Here is a 17701-nt window from a genome sequence, read left to right on the forward strand (position 1 = left end):
TTTCATATAAATGTTCTTAGTATATTATTTTTGTAACTTTAAACTAGCAATTAACTCATCTAAACTATCCGAAATCTCTTCAAACGAACCTCGTTCAAAATCCTCCAATTCAACCTTACCACTTACATTATCTAAAACAACTATCAAACCGTTCCCCTCTACACCTATTGGAGTCTTATCAACCTTATTATGATTGTTTTTATACCCTTCTAAATTACTTTCGAAGGAATCCAATTCAATATTTGGTAATACAGGTTCTAGCCTAATATAATGATTACCAATAAATCCATCTAAATCAGCAAACCAATAAGAATTAAAATAATCATCAATTGAAGTGTGCAGTTTAATTTCAAATCTTTCCTCAATCTTCGTTAAATCATTCTTATTATTTTTTTCAATAGGTTTCCATGAAATTTCTTCTTCATCATCCATTTCACCCTGATATATAAATGAATCAACTTCTTCGTTATATGGCGTTTTAAATAAAAAATCTAACCCTTTATCAAAATATTCTTTTCTTAAATTAAAATATTTGCTCATAGCATCCTTCATTACCAAAATAATCACCCTTACTTTTCTAAGAATTTTTCTAATAGTTCAGCATATTTTTGGTCATTTCCCCAAACTCCTGCGCTTTTCTCAGCATTATGAATCCCTCCTAAACCTGGATGTAGCTTTGAGGGTACAGCCACAGCTTGACCTCCACCACCAATGTGATGATGTATTAAAGTGTCATTATATAATTCTTTTAAATCATATTGGGGAAAATGTTTTCTAAACGTTGGATTGTTTATAGGTGCGAATCCTAATTCTATTTTTTGTCTATTTGACCTATTAAACGCTTCTGGGTAATTCTCTAACATCTCTTTCCAATAAAAATCTTTATCGCGTAACCAACCCTCTGCATTGGTGTTTTTTTGCCCTTTACCAACATAGGGCATCTCAACAGTTAACCGAGGATCCGCAGTATATTTAGCCTCTAGCTTACCTAAATCAGCACCACGATATGTTCTAATAGGATCATTAATATCACCTATCTTCTTAACCGTTTCACCCGTACCCTTAACCCCACCACTCTCCAAATTCGAGATCCTACTCTGAATACTCGCCTTTGAGGCATCATGGGCTTCTTGGAATTTCCCGCTATAGTTCGTTCCAGTTCTAGCGACACTTCCATCTGGCATTATTTCTACACCTTTAAAGATTGGGGATACGGAGTCCGCACCTTTTGCTACTAGACCTTTAATGAAGTAGTCCGCATCATTAATCTTATCTACGGTTTTCCAGCCTTGTATTTTTAAGTTTTTTAATAGATTATTTTCCTTAAGCGATTGTACCACATTTTTACCCAAATTTGGATTGAAGCCAGGCATTCCTTCTTTGAATTTTAATAATTTTGCTAAATCAGCTAATTCATTCGTGCCTTTGAATGCTTTTACTCCTTTTCCTACCGCTCCAACAACCGGGATTGCATCTAATCCGCCAAAAATGATGTTTCCTACCCGCTCTTCTTGGCTCAATTTCCTGTGTGTTCCCCAGTCTTCTCCGTCTATACCACTTTTTATTTGTACAGCGCCGTATACAACTGCGGCAGCGGCCCCGAGTGGTGGGCAAAGGATTGTTGCGAGGATAATTCCTCCGCCTATTGCTAGGTCTCGCACCATTTCCAGTTTTTTCTGCTCATCTTCTATCGATTTGTATTCAAACCCTCGTGTGGATGGGACTACTTTCTTGTATTCTTCATAATCTAGCTTTGCATCTGGATTTTGTTTTTTAGTTCTTTGTATTCCGCTCTCAGTACGTTATCAAATGCAGGTGAATCTTTAAAAATATCTTCTACTGTTATTTTATCTTTTTTTGTTTTTATTGTTTGTGGGACACTTCCGTACCCTGCGTGCGCATCTGGTAATACTGTCGTTGTTGTAGAGCCAATTCGGTTATTTGTTTCGAAACTGAGAATAGATGTATCTCTCATTTTTTGAGCGAATTTATCCATTTCTACTAAAAAAGGTTTATCTATATGTTCAGAGACCACTCGCCCTGCTTCTCCGCAATATTTTTGTAATGTCGAATAGCTTTCAAGTAATTCCCCGATTTTTTGCGATTGATCTTTTGGGTTAAAATGTATACTGCCATCTGAGTCTAAATCTCGTATTCTTCCATCAATTCTTTTTAATGATTCATTTGCGTACCGTAATTTCATGAGAGCATCTTTTGTAATTCGATTCATACCATCTCCCATGTCTTGCCATGGTTCAGGTCTATATTTCACATCCATTTTGTTTTCATCCCCCAGCCGTATGGTGATTTCTACAACTTACTTAATCTTTCACGTAATTGTTCGTCCTTTTCAAGCATTTCTACACATACATTTCCTACAACTTTCGCCGATCTAGAATAGTGTTCAGCCAATTCAAGTGTTTTGTGTAATATATCAGGATATTTTTCAATTACTCTCATCGCTTCACCTTTTTGATAAAAATCACTGCTTAGTAAACTCTCAATATTCGTTCCAATGACGTCTACATGGATTGTATATATGTTTTCTAACTTCATTACTATATCAAGTAGTTCTTGAAAATTAACTAATACTTCTTCTCCACCACTAGAACCGCCATCTCCCATTGATACTTGCATTATTCAATACCTCCTAACGAGAATTGTCTCGGGTCAATTAATTTTTTATACGGCATTTTTAACACGTCATACAATTTCTTATTAACCGCATAGAGGCTCACCCAGTCATATCGATTACGATCTACATCTATTTGAACGAAATCTTCTCCTTCAGTGAAATATAAGAAACATTCCCATTTTCCTCCTCTATTACTCCGAGGCCTCGTATACGTTTCCATCGCTATAACGTCTTTATCCGATAAATCTTTTTCCTCAAATGTTTGTTGTTCTGTTTCTGTCATTCTCTTTGAGAAAAATGTATCTTCTATTTCCCTCGGTTCTCTCAACAAGAAAGGGATGCGTGTTAATAATGAAAAATAAATGTCTGGCTTTGGTATGTAGTCAATCTCGTATTTTTTATTTGGCCCTACTTCTGTTAATACAGCCACTCGGTCTTTATCATGTTTCAAAAAGCCAATTAATACATTATTAATTCTCGTATATTCATGACAATTTTCATATTCCTTTAATAGCTCAATCATTTGAAAAGCTGCAGGGGTAATTCCGTTTTCACTTGTAAGTAAACCTTTTTCTTTTAAACTCGTAGTTGCTTTTGTGACACATTCTTCATCAAGTAAAATAATCACGTCACGATTTGGCAATCCAAATATATCCGTAACCCCAGCTGCACCTGCGAGAACATATAATTCAGCAGGTGCAAAATTCATTTCTTTCCCCATTCTTTTATCCCTCATTTCACCATCACAATTGTTTTATCGCCCTTACTTCCGGTCTATCTCCGTACGTTTGAATACTTTTATCTAACTCTTTCAAAGCTTTCGTATGTCCTTCAAATGCCTCTACCATTTCTGAGTTATATTGAATGATTAGATCAAGATAACTTAAAAAGGCATCTCTCGTTTTTCCATTCCATTTTGCACCTGTGACGTATGCTTTTAAGTTTTTCGCTTCGTTTAAAGAATCCTTCATACCATTTTCTATGTTTTGTGCGTAAGAAATGGCACTTGCAGTGTTACTTCCTATAATTTCAACCTCTTTACCACTCATGTGGGTTCCCCCCATTCTTTATATGTTTAATGGATAAGATTTTCAATTTCCTTTTTCTTTTCTTCAAAACCCTTGGTCGCTGCATTGTATGCGGACGCTTTCTCCGATTCTGCTTTCGCTTTATATTCCAAATACTTTGCATAAGCTGTACCTATCGCAGAGCCAACATCACTTAATACACTTTTAAAATAGGATAATAATGTATTTAAGTCTTCATCCTTTTCATGACGTTTTTGTTCAAATTCAACTGCAGGAATTTTATTAGCTTCTAAACCATTACCTTTACTCTCATAATCTCTCTTCGCTGATTCAGCATCTTGAATTAATTGTTTTAACTCTCTTTCTGTATCTTTTAAATCATCATGCAATTTATCGTACTGATCTCGTTTTCTCGCGCTTTCTGTAAAACCTGATGCATTTAATAAAGCATTGTACAATTCATCTAACATCTTTCTCCCCCTTTATTACAATAACTATGTAGTTAAATTCGTATATTTAAACGTGAATATTCATTACATTAAGAATTAACAAATAATTATTTTTTCATATTGCTATTTTATCAAAGGGGTTTTAACATTTCCATATTTTATAAAAAGCTTTCGCATTTTTCTTCAATAAAGTGAAAATTTAATCAGTGGGCTCAATATGACTATGTATTTATGTACAGAAATACTAAAAAACACTGCCAATCGCAGTGTTTGGGCTACCTCCACATGTCTATCAAGCTAAGAAAAGCGACCATCCAAAACAAGTTAATATTGTAGCATCTGGAAAGCAGGCAGTCTCTAAAGCCTAGTTAAGCAGATACAGTAAGCAAGTATTATATGTTACGAATGAAAAAGGATCTGATATGAATATCAGATCCTTTTTCACTGCTTCTTTTATAAATTTAAGTTCTTGATACATACATCGTTTCACACGAGGTTGCTATTTACTAGTACACGATAACCGGTTCATACGTGCTTAAATTATCATACACAGTTTTTGCAATACTAGGAGGAAAGTTAACACATCCTCCAGATCCGCCTTTTCCCGTAGCAGTGCATAATTTATTTCCTTTGAGGAAGGGAAAAATGTCCACTGGCTTTTTAATAGAAGCAAATTGTATTTTTACTTGCCAGGCTTAATCTTTTCGCAATACTCTTCTAAAGTTAACCCATTTTCTTTTAGATAAATAGCAACTTCTTTTCCTACATAACGATAATGCCATGGCTCATACTTAATACCAGTAATATTCTCTTTATCTTTTGGATAGCGGAGAGTAAACCCATACTCTGCAGCATTCTTATCTAACCATTTGAATGCATCAGTGGTTTCAAATTTTGCATTTAAATCTTCCACAGTATTCTGCCATTCAACTGAAATAATGTCTAATGCTAATCCAGTGTGATGTTCACTTGCACCAGGATACTGAAGATATTCCAATGCCTTATCACTAGCCTCTTTATCCGACAAACCCTGAGATTTATAACTTTTAACTGAAGCATCATAATAAGTTTGTTGTAATTTTATAGCTCGATAACCTGACCTTAAATAAAGATTGATCCCCTCTTTTTTTGCAGCTGTTACCATATCCTGATAGCTAGTTGCAATTCTGCTATCTATTTTCATATTTGGCTTAGCATTTTGGGTGATACTTGTTAATTCAATCCCTAGTTCCTTTGATAACATATGTTCTCTATTTACAAGAATGATTCTCCAATCATTAAGATCAGAGATAGGTAAAACATCTTTTTTATTCGCATTCATCTCATTTTTATTTTTATCGTTATTATTAGTAGTTTCCTGAGATGTTTGTTTTCCACTACAAGCAGCAAGGCTCCATCCCAATGTCAATACCAATGCTAAAATTATAAATTTTTTAATTGTATCTCATTCCCTTTTTGTTTATTAGTCTTTATACCAATTGCCCAACACATCTCTAGGAATATCCTTGAAATTCTCTAAAGAAACGGGGCCGACAAATTTTTTAATCCCATGATTTTTAGAATTTTCATCCGAATAATCTTTTAAAAATTGAATTTTAAATTGTTTCTTACCATCAGTATAGTCGGTTACTGTCGGTACGATTGCCGCTTGTCGTATACCAAAAGTTTCATCTTCATACTTAACAAATTGTATATAAGATAGTCCTCCAACCAATGTTTCTAATTTTTCTTGAGCAGAAATAAGATTTCCAAGAGAATAATAGATTAGCGTTTCATGTCCATCTTTATTTTGTTTCCACTCAATTGGTTGAATTACATGTGGATGATTTCCAATTACTACATCTACACCTAAATCTGTTAAATATTGAGCAACTTCTTTTTGTTGCTTTGAAGGTGTAGAGGTATATTCTACTCCCCAATGCACCATAACAATCACCATATCAGAGCTACTCTTTGCCTTTTCCACATCATTTTGTATCGCTTTTTTATCAATTAAATTTAAAGCCCAAGACTTATCAGCTGGAATTTTATTTCCATTCGTACCATATGTATAATTAAGTAGCCCAAAACGAATACCATTTTTTGTAATCGTTTTTATTTCATTACGTTCATTTTGACTCTCATTAATGCCTAACGGGATAACATCCGGATATTTCTTCCAGTATTCTCTTGTATTCATAACACCGTTAATACCCATATCCATAGCATGATTTGTCGCTTGAGTCACTATATTGAATCCAGTGTCCACTAAAGATTGACCTACTTCTTCAGGTGTATTGAAAGTAGGATATCCCTGTACTTTTAGATTATTTCCTGCAATTGGAGTCTCCTGATTCACTATAGCAAGATCACTTGATTGAACAGCTTTTTTTATATTTTCATAAATATAGTGATAATCATATGAACCGTCTTTTTGTTTGCCATCTTTAATTACTGCATCATGATATAAATTATCACCCGTTGCTATTAAATTCACAGCCGATTTTACTTTTTTATCTTCAGTAAAATTAGGAGACTGTTGAATAGGACTTTTATCTACCCAATTCGGTGTTTTTAATGATTTATCTGTATTTGATTGTGCCGGTGGTAATGAAGCTTTAGATGTCTTAACATCTGTATTATCACAAGCGGTTAAAATCACTAAAAAAATAAGACATAATAAAAAAAACTTTTTACTTCTCTGTAAATTATGTAACATGTAATCCTCTTTTCTGTTTTATTACTTATAACCAATTCTAACAAATAACTTTTTAAAACAGCGTATTTTGATTTTACACTTAATTTTGGAAGAACACCCTGTTATATCAGCCTCGGAATATATCGATAATCTTTTTCCACTTTCTAACAATCTATCGTTTCCATCAGAATTAATAGATTGCTAGAAAAATATTATCCGACAGGATGTTGAATTTGATATACTTGTTCCAATTGTAGTAGCTGGTTAATCTAAACAAGAGAGGAGAATAGTTCATATAGCCTCCTCTCTTGCTTTACGTTTGTGAGTGGCTCCAAAAAGAGGGAATCGTTGCCGGACCCCCTTTAGATATTGCGAAATCTTTGTAACTAATTTCTTTAAGTTGAGCGACAATCATTATACTGATAACAACAAGTAAGACCCAAGAACCTATTTTACCAATATACGAAAAAAGTATCAATATTTTCTGCGGTCCATATAAAGAAGCCAATTAGGAGAAATGAAAAAGGAAGTGGCATTTTATATGTGTTGTTTCGCACTTTGAATTGTACATAAGTTTTAGCAAAAACAATAAATAAAGGCTCTATTGCAAAGTTTTCTACATGAAGCTACACTTTAGAAAACAGGATCTAGGAGAATTGGGCATGTCTTTTCGTTCTTCCCAGAAAATATATTTTCCTTTACTGATCAATTGTAAAAAAACAAGCCATCCAATTCATAGAGGATGAATTGGATGGCTTGTTCTGTATCAAAAAGAAAATCTGTTATTTGATTACTTCAATTTCCCCTCAAAAACAATTTTTCTACCGCACGGTTCAACTTCTGTTTTTCCGTCTTTCTTCACTTCATGAAATATTGGCTCTTCCATGCGACGAGACGGTGCATATCCTTCTTGTTCCATACGTGCTAAGCAATCTGTAATTGTTTCGTTTTCTAGTACTTCAAATTTTTTCTTATTAGGTTGTTTTGTCATGCCCTAACCTACTTTCTATTTTTCTTGATGCGAATTGATTCTTCATGTAAATAATATATAACATTGCGAGAATACCCATTATAATCATAACCGCAATAAAAAAGCTTGTATACTGTATTTTTTCTATAAATACGCCCCCTAATACAGGGCCCATAATACTTCCTATACTAAAGGCGATTCCGGATAATATATTACCTGCTGGTAGTAAGTGTCTCGGTAATAAATCTGTCATGAATCCAAGTCCTAATGAGAAGCAAGAGCCAATGACCATACCAGCTAGAAGCATACAAGCAAAGACGATCCAGTAATATTGATCAAATACTGCTGCAAGCAAGAAAATACCAGTACTTACGCTGAACATCCACGTTAAAATACGATCTCTTCCATATTTATCACTTAACATACCGAGCGGGATTTGTGTAATAATACCTCCAACCGCGAATGCTGGTAATAAGAAGGAAACTTCCGATACAGACCATCCTTTGCGAAGTGCGTATACTGGTAAATTACTATTTAACATCGCTTCAAGTACACCGTATGCAAGCGGACCAATTAGCGCAATCCAAGCTAATCCAACGACTTGTTTATAACGAGAAAAAGATGATTCACTTTCAGTTTTCGCCTCATCTTGTGCTGGAAATGCATTTTTTGTTGGTAGTAGTAAAAGCCAACCTATTAAGCACAGTATAGTAGATACGATAAATGGTGTTGCAAGACCGTACTGAACAGTACTTGCTAAATACGGGCCAACTGCGAAACCAATTCCGAAGAATACACCGTATATCGATACTTGTCTTCCTATTTTACTAGGATCTGACGTTGTCGTAATCCACGTTTGTGTTCCGACATGGAGCATATGATCTCCAACACCAACTAGGAACCTAAGAATAAACCACACCCAGAATGAAAATGTTTGTGTAAAAAAGAATAATGAAATAATAACGAGAAACCCACCAATTACGATAATTGGTTTCATTCCAAACTTTTGCATCGGTTTTTCAAGAAACGGTGAAATAAATAATATCCCGATGTATAATGCCGTCGCATGAATACCGTTAATACTTGAACTAACCCCTTCTTGTTCAAAAATCATTGCAATGGCAGGTAAGAGCATACCTTGTGACAAACCTGAAATTGCCACAATCCCAACCATAATCCAAAAAGTAAAACGCATTGACATCCTCTTCCATCCCCTTCTCACGCTTTCCACTTTTCATTATAAACTGTTTCTTCAAATGCGTGTACGAATATTCACAATAAAAAAGAAGCTAAAAGAATGAACCTTTTAGCTTCTTATCCATCCCAAACTTGTGCTTTCACATGGTAATGAAAATGCTTAAAATATGGATTTTCATAAAATGAAGGCCCAAATAAAATCGGATGTGTATGGACCATTGATTGCTGCACTTGCAAAGGAACTACAGCTGGTGAAACTTGCATATACATCGGATCAATAATAATTTTTACATATTGGTGATCATTATACGGAGAATGATATATTAAAAATGGATTATGCATTGACTCTCTCCCCTTATACATACAAATGCTATAGTGTATGCAAATTTTATATTTCGGGAATTATTTATTGTCTAACCACTCCTCTACATGCTGTATAAACACATCTAAACAATCAATAAACGGTGAATGCCCGCAATCTTCTAACACCTTCAACTCCGCATTTGGCAAATGTTCCGCTAATTCCTCGCCAACTACTTGTGGTACGACATAATCGCGGTCACCTTGTATGACGAGTGTCGGAGCTTTAATGCGATGAATTTGCTTATTCCCCTCTACAACTCCATTATGTTCATCCGAAATATTAAATGTAATGAGCGCATAATTCACATCTACGAAATTACGCTGCGTTAACATATCATCTAAATACTTTTCATAACGATCCGGTTCAGGTTGATTATGTGTATATATTAATAGATTCCATACTGTACGGTAATATACTTTATTCATATTTTTTATTGCATCTAGTACTGGTGCAATTTGCACCGGATCTTGCGCGATTTCTTCTTTCGTTTTTAATAAACTCGATACGATTGGTTGCCCGTTAATATCTTTTTTAAATATCGGGTACCCTTTCATCCCTACCGATTCTACTAATATTAATTTTTCTACAAAAGTTGGATGGCTCGCTGTAAACTCCATCGCAACACCACCGCCCATTGACCATCCCATTAATGAAAATTTCTCTAGCTTTAATTTATCTATAAAAAGTTTCACATCTTCTGCAAAATCTTGCAAAGAATCTATCGCCTTATTATACGTTGATTGTCCAAATCCTCTTAAATCAATTGCGTAAATATGATATCGCTTTTGTAGTTTCTCAATAACTAAATCAAAGTGTTGTGACGATGTCATATTCCCATGAATGAGTACGAGCATTTCTTCATTTTGCCTTCCAACTTCTTGATATGCAATCGTTTCTCCGTTCGATAGTGAAACATACTCCATTGTTGCAGGCTTAATCATCACAAGTTCCCCCATTCTTTTAATAGAAAGAAAATTCTTTACTTAATTAAAGAATAACATGCAGAATATACGTTCTCAATATAAAATCCCCACGAAATTTTTACATAAAACTACATGCCTATTACTAGACAGTTATTATAAAAAAGTATATAGTTAGCTAGGTAACTAATTTGAAAGGATCCAAATACATGGACGAAAAACAACATTTTTTCCACATTGTCAGTCAAACTTCTCGTAAGTTTACGAAGAAATTTAATGAACGTGTATCTCCAACAGGATTATTTAGTGCGCAATGGGCTGTTATTTTCCGCATTAATCAAACTGGATCTTGTACCCAAACAGAATTATGTCAGTATTTAAATGTTGAATCACCAACGATGACTCGTACGTTAACACGTATGGAAACGATGGGCTGGATTATTCGTACTGAAGGAAAAGATCGCCGTGAAAAGTTGATTTCATTATCTGATACTGCACTAAAAATGATCCCAGTATGGCAAGAAGAAGTTGATGCCTTTGAAGAAAAGACGCTAGAAGGTATTAAAGAAGAAGACTTACATGAAGCTTTTCAATTGTTACAACAAATCATCAAAAATTTAGATCATTAATATGGAGGGATGACTATGCAAAGTGAAAAACTTTGGACGAAGGATTTCCTCGGAACTTGTTTTAGTAGTCTGTTTCTCTTTTTAACATTTTACATGCTTATGACTACTCTGCCTGTCTATGTTATAGACAGCCTAAAAGGAAAACCTGAGGAAATTGGTTTAGTTGCAACTGTTTTTCTTATTTCATCTGTTTTATGTAGACCATTCACAGGAAAATGGCTCGATGATTTAGGAAGAAAGAAAATATTATTTATTTCACTTTCACTATTTTTAGCCGCTACTGTTATGTATTTCGGTACGCAAAGTTTATTTTTATTACTTGCCCTTCGCTTCTTACATGGTATTGGATTCGGAATGGCAACAACAGCAACCGGAACAATTGTAACTGATGTAGCACCAGCTCATAGACGCGGCGAAGCACTTGCTTATTACGGCGTATTTATGAGTCTACCGATGGTAATTGGTCCTTTTTTAGGTTTAACAATTATTTCTCATTTTTCATTTACTGTACTATTTATCGTTTGTTCAGTATTTTCATTACTCGCATTTTTATTAGGATTACTAGTCAATATTCCGCATGAAGCACCAGCAAACAAACAAAAACGAGAAAAAATGAAATGGAAAGACTTAATTGAACCATCTTCTATTCCAATCGCTCTGACAGGATTTGTTTTAGCCTTTTCTTATAGTGGCATTTTATCCTTTATTCCTATTTATGCGAAAGAACTCGGTTTAAGTGAAATTGCAAGTTACTTCTTTATTTTATACGCACTTGTTGTTGTAATTTCTCGTCCATTTACAGGAAAAATATTTGATCGTTTCGGTGAAAATGTACTTATTTATCCAGCTATTATTATCTTCACAATTGGGATGTTCATTTTAAGCCAAGCGCAAACTTCATTTTGGTTCCTTGGCGCAGGTATGTTAATCGGTTTAGGATACGGAACATTAATTCCAAGTTTCCAAACGATTGCAATTTCTGCCGCTCCAAACCATCGACGTGGTTCTGCGACAGCTACTTACTTCTCGTTCTTTGATAGTGGCATTGGCTTTGGTTCTTTCATTTTAGGTATAGTCGCTGCCAAATCAAGTTATCATAATATGTATTTTATCGCAGCTATTATCGTTGCGTTCACTTTACTACTTTATTATGGATTACACGGACGAAAACAAAAATTCAAAAAGCAAAGTACAGATGGACAAATATCTGCTTAACGTTCATAAGGAAAGTAAACTTACCCGTTTACTTTCCTTATTTTGTATTTCTTTTAAGACGAGCGTATACTTATAATAGAAACTAAAGGAGGTACCTACATGAATGTAAAGAAATCTCCCCTGCTATTACTGTTACTAGTATTACTATTCGTAGTTACAGGGCTTGGGTTTACTTTTTTTAAACATAATAAAACGACCCCCACTAAAGCTAATGTCACAAAAGAAAACTGGTTAGACGATCCTTACTTACGCTGGTCGTATACACATATGAAAGAATTTACTTTAATTAATGAAGTGAAAAACAATCCTGACCAAGTTTCTCCCTTCCCTACCGCGTTACAAAACTTAGACGATTTTGCTGTCCAACGTGGATTTGGAAATACAACTCCTCTAAAAAAACTTTTAGACGAAAATAAAACAGACGCTTTTGTCGTTGTACATAATGGTCAACTTGTTTATGAACGATATTTCAATGGATATAACGAGAGTGAACCTCATGGAGTGGCATCATTAGCAAAGGTGTTTACTGGTGCAATCATACAATCTCTCGCTGAAGAAAATCTTATTGATGTAGAGAAAACAGCTAAAACTTACATAAAAGAATTAAAAAATACACCGTTTGGTAAAGCTACACTCCAGCAATTACTGGACATGCAAGTTTCCGCTGAATACCCTACTCACGGATATATGCAGCTAGGACTAGAAAATCAAGATGCACAACTATATTTAGCTAGTAATATTTTACCCCGAGGTAAAAATTACGAGGGGCCTATGAAAATTTATGATATGTTACTAGAAGCAGAAGAAACTGCACCACCTGGCTCCGCTTTTTCTTACAATAACGGCTCAAGTGAAACACTCGCTTGGATTATCCGAACAATCACAGGAAAATCATTAGCTGAAAATGTAAGCGAGAAAATTTGGTCTCAAATTGGTATGGAAGAAGACGCTTATTACGTTACAGATGAAACAAAAGTAGAACAAGCAAGCGCCGGTTTAAATGCAACTGCTAGGGATATGGCGAGATTCGGACAATTACTTTTAAATAATGGTCAATATAACGGAAAACAAATTGTCCCTTCTTTTATTACAGAAAGTGTGAAAAATGTACAAGAAGACGAGCTCGCAATTGGCAGCGGCGCTTCAATTTCTTATCATAATCAATGGTGGATTCCGCACAATGAACAAGGTGCTTTCGAAGTGTTAGGCAGTTACGGACAAACTCTTTACATCGATCCGAAAGCAAATATGGTAATCGTCCACTTCTCTTCTAACGCTGCGCCTAGTAATGAAATACATTCGACTTACTCAAATATGTATGTTGATATTGCACATCATTTGGAGAAGCTTCCACGGTAGTGGAGGCTTTTTTTATTTATCCCGCTATTTGCGGGCAGTAAAACTCCCACCTCAAAATTCAGGTGGAGCAAAGAAGTTAGGTGGGAGTCGGGCTGCCCGTAAACGCCCGATTGGTGCAGGCTAATAATCAGTGGGGGATGCCCCCCCCACTGATTAAAGTTTCACTTTACCCAAATCCTATTCCAGTTATCACTTGGTTAGTAGGAGTTGCCGAAAGAATTACTATTTGAACCACGCCTAAACCCTATTTATAGTGATAATATTTTATAAATTTGAAAACACTAATGCCTAGGAAAGGAGGGATTACGAATGTCTGTGAAAAAGCTATTAACTGGATTAATCCTTTCACTTGCGATGATTGTAGTTATGACTACTTTAGGTTCGCTCCGTGTATTTGCCGAATCCGACATTGTAAGACAACCTATTGAGATTGAATTGAATGATGATTACTTTAATCCGAGTATCATCACTGTTCCGGTTGGAAAAACGACAACGTTGCTATTAAAAAACAAAGGAAATAGAGATCACACCTTTACGGTGAAAAAACTCGGAATTGACGCCGAAGTCCCGTCAGGAAAAGAAATAACAATTACCGTAAAATCTGAAACTCCCGGTACATATGAACTAATATGTCGGTTCCACTACTTGAAAGGAATGGATGGAAAAGTAATCGTCAAATAAAAAGCAATGCCATTCAATCCTTTCTTTTGTTAAAACGTGAAACTCAGATCCATGGGGGGTCATCCCCCACTGATTATTAGCCCTCACTCATCAGTTTTTTACGGACAGCATAAAATCTTTACGTTGTCGTAGCGTACGAAATTTGTGTTTTGATGGTGCTACCCCACCACCATCAACTTAATATTTTGAAGTATCCCCAAAATGATAAAAATAAACTTCTTTCTATAAATGACACAAATTTTTCATTTTGGGGGCATTATAAAATTTAAACTTGATAGCGATGTGGTGATACCCGTTTAGAACGATATCTTTGCCCTAAAAAAAATCGAACCATAAATTTGCCAGCAAGCTTATGGTTCGATTTAAATTATTTACTTTTAGTAACTACTCAGCCCCTCTATGAAAAAAAGCCAGAAAAGCATCTTTTTAAATGGGCGAGAGGGACTGGCCATGCATAGAAGCGGTCAGGGCCTTTTCCTGCCACGCGCAAAGCTTTAAAACAAAGAAAGGCAGCGAGGTGTAGGTCCATTTTTATCTTCATGGCTGGAATTATACTCCTTACCAAACTTCTAAATGAAATGTATAGCTGAGTAGTTACCTTATTTTTTAAAAAACCATTCTGACTATTTCTTTTTCACTTCTTCTACAAATTCCCATGTCTCTCCGTTATCTTTTGATTGATAAAGTGCACTACTATCGCCATTGTAGTCTCCATCTGCCCCTTGTCCAACTAACATATTAAAAACCCCATCTTTCTCATATGGCATACTAGGAGAATCAAAAGGACTTATTGTGGACTGTGTATGATCTAATTTGACTTCATGCGGCGGATATTCTACCTTTTTGAAAGATCCCCCCCCATCATCTGTGCGATATAACTCTCCCTCATTACCAGAAGGTCTAACTGCTCCTAAAAACCCAAGTTTATCATTTATAAAAGTGATTCCTGATACACTACCAATCCCCCTATTAAATGGGTCTGGATTGATAACCTCCCATGTTTCCCCTTCATCACTAGTCTTGCTTAATGAATAAAAGGCGCTCCCTAATGCTTTATCTGTCATATTTAGTTTATAACCAACTTCTTTTGATAGGAAAAACTGTTCTTTTTCATTCTTTAAATCTTGTTGTTTCTTCTCTTTAAGCCTATCTTCATTTGGAGGCGTCTTTGATTTACTCCAACTTGCGTCACATATTAAGTTATATCTAGCAGGTACTAGCTCTTTCTCTTTTCCAGGGACAAATATAGATACAGTATATCCAATGATTTCAGAAGCTGCTTCTTTAAGACTCTGCCCCTTACCATCCTCAGTAATATTAATAATTCCCTCTGTATTGGATCCCCAATTTCTTTTTCCATAATAAATCAACCCATACTTACTTTCATTCCACTTTCTAACCGTTTGCTTAACTGGAATCGCCTTAACCGTTTTAATTAAAGGTTCTACTAATTTATCATCATCATAATCAGGCTTTGCATACCCGTCTCGTATTATAGTAATATCTTCTGATTTCTTCTTATTATAAGAGATTAAATAAGTTTCTTCTTTCCCATCAACATTTTTCCCATAAACAAATGTATCAAACGCTGTGATTGTTCCATCTGAATGAAATGTAAGATCAAAATTAGTTGCCATATACAATTTCTTTGGCAAAGGATGTTTTTTATTTATATCTTCAAAAATACCTTCTACTCCAGATTTATATATATTATTATGTTTAAGTTTAACTGACCTTTCATGTTTTAACCTTTCTATAAACCATGCCAATTTGCCATTGTAATTTATTGCACTTTTATAAATCTGCATCCCATAAAATGATGTAATTGCAACAATAATGATAATAGAAATGGATCTCCATGCTATTGAATTAGTTAATTTTTTAGATTCATATTCTCTATTTTTTATCACCCGCATTGTAGTAAATGTAGTCATGGATATAAAAAGCACTATACATAATAACAAAATATAAATATTATAATTTATCCTTCCGTACTTACAGTATAAGGCTAACTCATAACAAAAAATGCCGTATACAATTATTAGTATTGGATTTGTTACTAATGACAGAAGTAACCTTTTTGCATTTTCCCTAAATATAGAAATCACTCCTAATTACATGAATTACTGATATTAAGTATACTTTATTGTAAAGTAACAAAAAAGCTATTTAATCTTGCCGCCAAAAATACAATAGACATCTGTCTATGTAAATGGCAGTTGTCTATTAAAGCCGTTTAAAAATCTAGTTGTTTCATAGACAATGGATTTTTGAGTGTATACTAAAGTTGCTTCATTTGGGAGCCAAATAATGAAAATGAACCCTCATAATAAACATAACAAATAGAGTATTTGCATTTAAACTCTATAAAACTCAAATGTATTTTTTTCTAGACATATTGCTTCATCGGAATTTTTGATAATAATATCAAAACATTGACTGTATGGATGCATAAACACTTCGTACTGAATCCGACGTTCTGCATGAGACCGCCTTAAATAATTGATATCGGCTCTCCTTTCAGCAATATCGCGGCTAGACCTTCTCATTAATTCTGTTTCACCATCTGCATAGAAGTAAATTTTTAAATCAAATAAATCGGGATTAATAAATGCGACACTCATTCCTTCTACAATCGTCACTTTGTTTTTTGAAGAAATCAACTCGCTTTTCATATAATGCGTATCTATCGTATAAAAATCTAAACCAGCTCTTACCATCTGAACATCTCTTTCTAAAGCAGACAAATGATGCGCTGATGGATGACAAGCCGTCATTTTATAATGATGATTTTCGTTTTGATATGTATAGTGAATAATTGCATACTTTCGTATGTCCGAACTAACAATGTATGGATCTGTATTAATATAATTCACTTCATTTTGATTTAGTAGGTCTACAAGCATATTAGCAAACGTTGTTTTTCCAGCAGCGCCATGTCCTGAAACACCAATAACAACCTGTTCATTAGTCATACTAACCCAATTTATGATTTCTTGTAATAACTTATCCATCCTTCTCCCCCTTTTACTGATATACTGCCCTTATTTTAATTAGTTGAATATCGAGATATTCTCTCATCTTATTATACATGAAATAAAAAATAGCATAATTATCCATCGTACCATCTCTATTTTTAAACAACTATATTATTTTTTAAACATCTTTATTATTTGTGAACATTTATTTGTAACTACTCAGCCCCACATCCATCAACTTAAGAAAAATAAACGCCCCCAAAACGAAAAAAATGAGCTGACTTCTCAAAGTAACTACCTGTAGAGAAAGTGAATTTTCGTTTAGGGGGTACTTCAAAATATTAGATTGATGGGCATGTGGCGGTACCCCACATCCATCAACTTAAGGTATATTTCCATACAAAATGTTGTCTTTTCACGAGTCTTTTATTATTTTTATAGATATCATGAAAGTAGGCACATCAAATAAACCCTGACGGGTTTCAAATTTTTCGCTATGCTACTTGATGAGCAGAAGTGGTATACTCATACACAACACCCAAAATATCAAAGACTGTTTTTTTCTCATATCTGTGGGATTTTCGTCCGTTTCGCTGTAG

The 17701-nt window shown here is 34.6% G+C and carries 17 protein-coding genes and 2 pseudogenes; 4 read left to right on the forward strand and 15 right to left on the reverse strand.

All coding sequences use genetic code 11. From position 1 onward, the window contains the following. Window positions 1–24 precede the first annotated feature (24 nt). The 13 genes and pseudogenes from BWGOE10_RS16085 to BWGOE10_RS16145 form a co-directional block, all read right to left on the reverse strand. A complete protein-coding gene (locus tag BWGOE10_RS16085) occupies window positions 25–540 on the reverse strand; it encodes a SecY-interacting protein Syd (protein ID WP_002101116.1) in 516 nt (171 codons plus the stop codon). A 29-nt stretch (window positions 541–569) separates the two neighbouring features. Beyond that, window positions 570–2278 (reverse strand): annotated as a pseudogene (locus tag BWGOE10_RS30190) (hypothetical protein). A gap of 32 nt (window positions 2279–2310) precedes the next feature. Further along, a complete protein-coding gene (locus tag BWGOE10_RS16100; protein ID WP_070144015.1) occupies window positions 2311–2637 on the reverse strand; it encodes an MFS transporter in 327 nt (108 codons plus the stop codon). Beyond that, complete coding sequence (locus tag BWGOE10_RS16105) at window positions 2637–3356, reverse strand: DUF5081 family protein (RefSeq protein WP_070144016.1); 720 nt, start codon at window positions 3354–3356, stop codon at window positions 2637–2639. The genes BWGOE10_RS16100 and BWGOE10_RS16105 overlap by 1 nt, the downstream gene beginning before the upstream one ends. A gap of 22 nt (window positions 3357–3378) precedes the next feature. Next, window positions 3379–3684, reverse strand: a complete 306-nt coding sequence (locus tag BWGOE10_RS16110) for a WXG100 family type VII secretion target (RefSeq protein WP_070144017.1) — start codon at window positions 3682–3684, stop codon at window positions 3379–3381. Window positions 3685–3710: 26 nt separating this feature from the next. Next, window positions 3711–4133, reverse strand: coding sequence for a hypothetical protein (locus BWGOE10_RS16115; protein WP_070144018.1), 423 nt, complete (start codon window positions 4131–4133; stop codon window positions 3711–3713). 661 nt (window positions 4134–4794) lie between these two features. Next, a complete protein-coding gene (locus BWGOE10_RS16120; RefSeq protein ID WP_070144019.1) occupies window positions 4795–5526 on the reverse strand; it encodes a M15 family metallopeptidase in 732 nt (243 codons plus the stop codon). 48 nt (window positions 5527–5574) lie between these two features. Then, window positions 5575–6810 (reverse strand): CapA family protein, encoded by a 1236-nt coding sequence (locus BWGOE10_RS16125; protein ID WP_070144020.1) that lies wholly within the window; start codon window positions 6808–6810, stop codon window positions 5575–5577. Between the two features lie 292 nt (window positions 6811–7102). Then, window positions 7103–7385: pseudogene (locus BWGOE10_RS31705) on the reverse strand (DUF817 family protein); the annotation flags it as partial. A gap of 194 nt (window positions 7386–7579) precedes the next feature. Next, window positions 7580–7780, reverse strand: a complete 201-nt coding sequence (locus BWGOE10_RS16130; RefSeq protein ID WP_000166302.1) for an NETI motif-containing protein — start codon at window positions 7778–7780, stop codon at window positions 7580–7582. Continuing rightward, window positions 7764–8960, reverse strand: a complete 1197-nt coding sequence (locus BWGOE10_RS16135; RefSeq protein WP_070144021.1) for an MFS transporter — start codon at window positions 8958–8960, stop codon at window positions 7764–7766. Before BWGOE10_RS16135 ends, BWGOE10_RS16130 begins: the two co-directional genes overlap by 17 nt. A gap of 113 nt (window positions 8961–9073) precedes the next feature. Beyond that, on the reverse strand, window positions 9074–9298 hold the full coding sequence (locus BWGOE10_RS16140; protein WP_070144022.1) for a hypothetical protein: 225 nt from the start codon (window positions 9296–9298) through the stop codon (window positions 9074–9076). 60 nt (window positions 9299–9358) lie between these two features. Continuing rightward, window positions 9359–10261: an alpha/beta fold hydrolase gene (locus tag BWGOE10_RS16145; RefSeq protein ID WP_070144023.1), complete on the reverse strand. Its 903-nt coding sequence runs from the start codon at window positions 10259–10261 to the stop codon at window positions 9359–9361. Between the two features lie 188 nt (window positions 10262–10449). Here BWGOE10_RS16145 and BWGOE10_RS16150 point away from each other — a divergent pair, with 188 nt between their 5' ends. From BWGOE10_RS16150 to BWGOE10_RS16170, 4 genes are all read left to right on the forward strand, one after another. Then, window positions 10450–10869 (forward strand): MarR family winged helix-turn-helix transcriptional regulator, encoded by a 420-nt coding sequence (locus BWGOE10_RS16150; RefSeq protein ID WP_070144024.1) that lies wholly within the window; start codon window positions 10450–10452, stop codon window positions 10867–10869. Window positions 10870–10884: 15 nt separating this feature from the next. Beyond that, window positions 10885–12084: an MFS transporter gene (locus tag BWGOE10_RS16155; protein ID WP_070144025.1), complete on the forward strand. Its 1200-nt coding sequence runs from the start codon at window positions 10885–10887 to the stop codon at window positions 12082–12084. A gap of 99 nt (window positions 12085–12183) precedes the next feature. Continuing rightward, window positions 12184–13443 (forward strand): serine hydrolase domain-containing protein, encoded by a 1260-nt coding sequence (locus BWGOE10_RS16160; protein ID WP_070144026.1) that lies wholly within the window; start codon window positions 12184–12186, stop codon window positions 13441–13443. Between the two features lie 309 nt (window positions 13444–13752). Beyond that, window positions 13753–14124 (forward strand): cupredoxin domain-containing protein, encoded by a 372-nt coding sequence (locus BWGOE10_RS16170; protein WP_070144027.1) that lies wholly within the window; start codon window positions 13753–13755, stop codon window positions 14122–14124. 623 nt (window positions 14125–14747) lie between these two features. Here BWGOE10_RS16170 and BWGOE10_RS16175 read toward each other — a convergent pair. Together BWGOE10_RS16175 and BWGOE10_RS16180 are read right to left on the reverse strand one after the other, a co-directional pair. After that, window positions 14748–16232, reverse strand: a complete 1485-nt coding sequence (locus BWGOE10_RS16175) for a WD40/YVTN/BNR-like repeat-containing protein (RefSeq protein WP_098786306.1) — start codon at window positions 16230–16232, stop codon at window positions 14748–14750. A gap of 249 nt (window positions 16233–16481) precedes the next feature. Next, the gene (locus tag BWGOE10_RS16180; RefSeq protein WP_070144028.1) at window positions 16482–17138 is read right to left on the reverse strand and encodes a uridine kinase; all 657 of its coding nucleotides are present in this window, start codon (window positions 17136–17138) and stop codon (window positions 16482–16484) included. Between the last annotated feature and the right edge of the window lie 563 nt (window positions 17139–17701).

This window comes from Bacillus mycoides (assembly GCF_001757995.1).
In the GTDB taxonomy this organism is placed as follows: domain Bacteria; phylum Bacillota; class Bacilli; order Bacillales; family Bacillaceae_G; genus Bacillus_A; species Bacillus_A mycoides_B.

What these genes read in the sequence shown, in the direction of transcription:
- BWGOE10_RS16085 (WP_002101116.1), bottom strand. Translation starts at nt 540, where the DNA reads ATGAGCAAATATTTTAATTTAAGAAAAGAATATTTTGATAAAGGGTTA.
- BWGOE10_RS16100 (WP_070144015.1), bottom strand. Translation starts at nt 2,637, where the DNA reads ATGCAAGTATCAATGGGAGATGGCGGTTCTAGTGGTGGAGAAGAAGTA.
- BWGOE10_RS16125 (WP_070144020.1), bottom strand. Translation starts at nt 6,810, where the DNA reads ATGTTACATAATTTACAGAGAAGTAAAAAGTTTTTTTTATTATGTCTT.
- BWGOE10_RS16170 (WP_070144027.1), top strand. Translation starts at nt 13,753, where the DNA reads ATGTCTGTGAAAAAGCTATTAACTGGATTAATCCTTTCACTTGCGATG.
- BWGOE10_RS16135 (WP_070144021.1), bottom strand. Translation starts at nt 8,960, where the DNA reads ATGTCAATGCGTTTTACTTTTTGGATTATGGTTGGGATTGTGGCAATT.
- BWGOE10_RS16180 (WP_070144028.1), bottom strand. Translation starts at nt 17,138, where the DNA reads ATGGATAAGTTATTACAAGAAATCATAAATTGGGTTAGTATGACTAAT.
- BWGOE10_RS16145 (WP_070144023.1), bottom strand. Translation starts at nt 10,261, where the DNA reads ATGATTAAGCCTGCAACAATGGAGTATGTTTCACTATCGAACGGAGAA.
- BWGOE10_RS16130 (WP_000166302.1), bottom strand. Translation starts at nt 7,780, where the DNA reads ATGACAAAACAACCTAATAAGAAAAAATTTGAAGTACTAGAAAACGAA.
- BWGOE10_RS16155 (WP_070144025.1), top strand. Translation starts at nt 10,885, where the DNA reads ATGCAAAGTGAAAAACTTTGGACGAAGGATTTCCTCGGAACTTGTTTT.
- BWGOE10_RS16160 (WP_070144026.1), top strand. Translation starts at nt 12,184, where the DNA reads ATGAATGTAAAGAAATCTCCCCTGCTATTACTGTTACTAGTATTACTA.
- BWGOE10_RS16110 (WP_070144017.1), bottom strand. Translation starts at nt 3,684, where the DNA reads ATGAGTGGTAAAGAGGTTGAAATTATAGGAAGTAACACTGCAAGTGCC.
- BWGOE10_RS16150 (WP_070144024.1), top strand. Translation starts at nt 10,450, where the DNA reads ATGGACGAAAAACAACATTTTTTCCACATTGTCAGTCAAACTTCTCGT.
- BWGOE10_RS16105 (WP_070144016.1), bottom strand. Translation starts at nt 3,356, where the DNA reads ATGGGGAAAGAAATGAATTTTGCACCTGCTGAATTATATGTTCTCGCA.
- BWGOE10_RS16115 (WP_070144018.1), bottom strand. Translation starts at nt 4,133, where the DNA reads ATGTTAGATGAATTGTACAATGCTTTATTAAATGCATCAGGTTTTACA.
- BWGOE10_RS16140 (WP_070144022.1), bottom strand. Translation starts at nt 9,298, where the DNA reads ATGCATAATCCATTTTTAATATATCATTCTCCGTATAATGATCACCAA.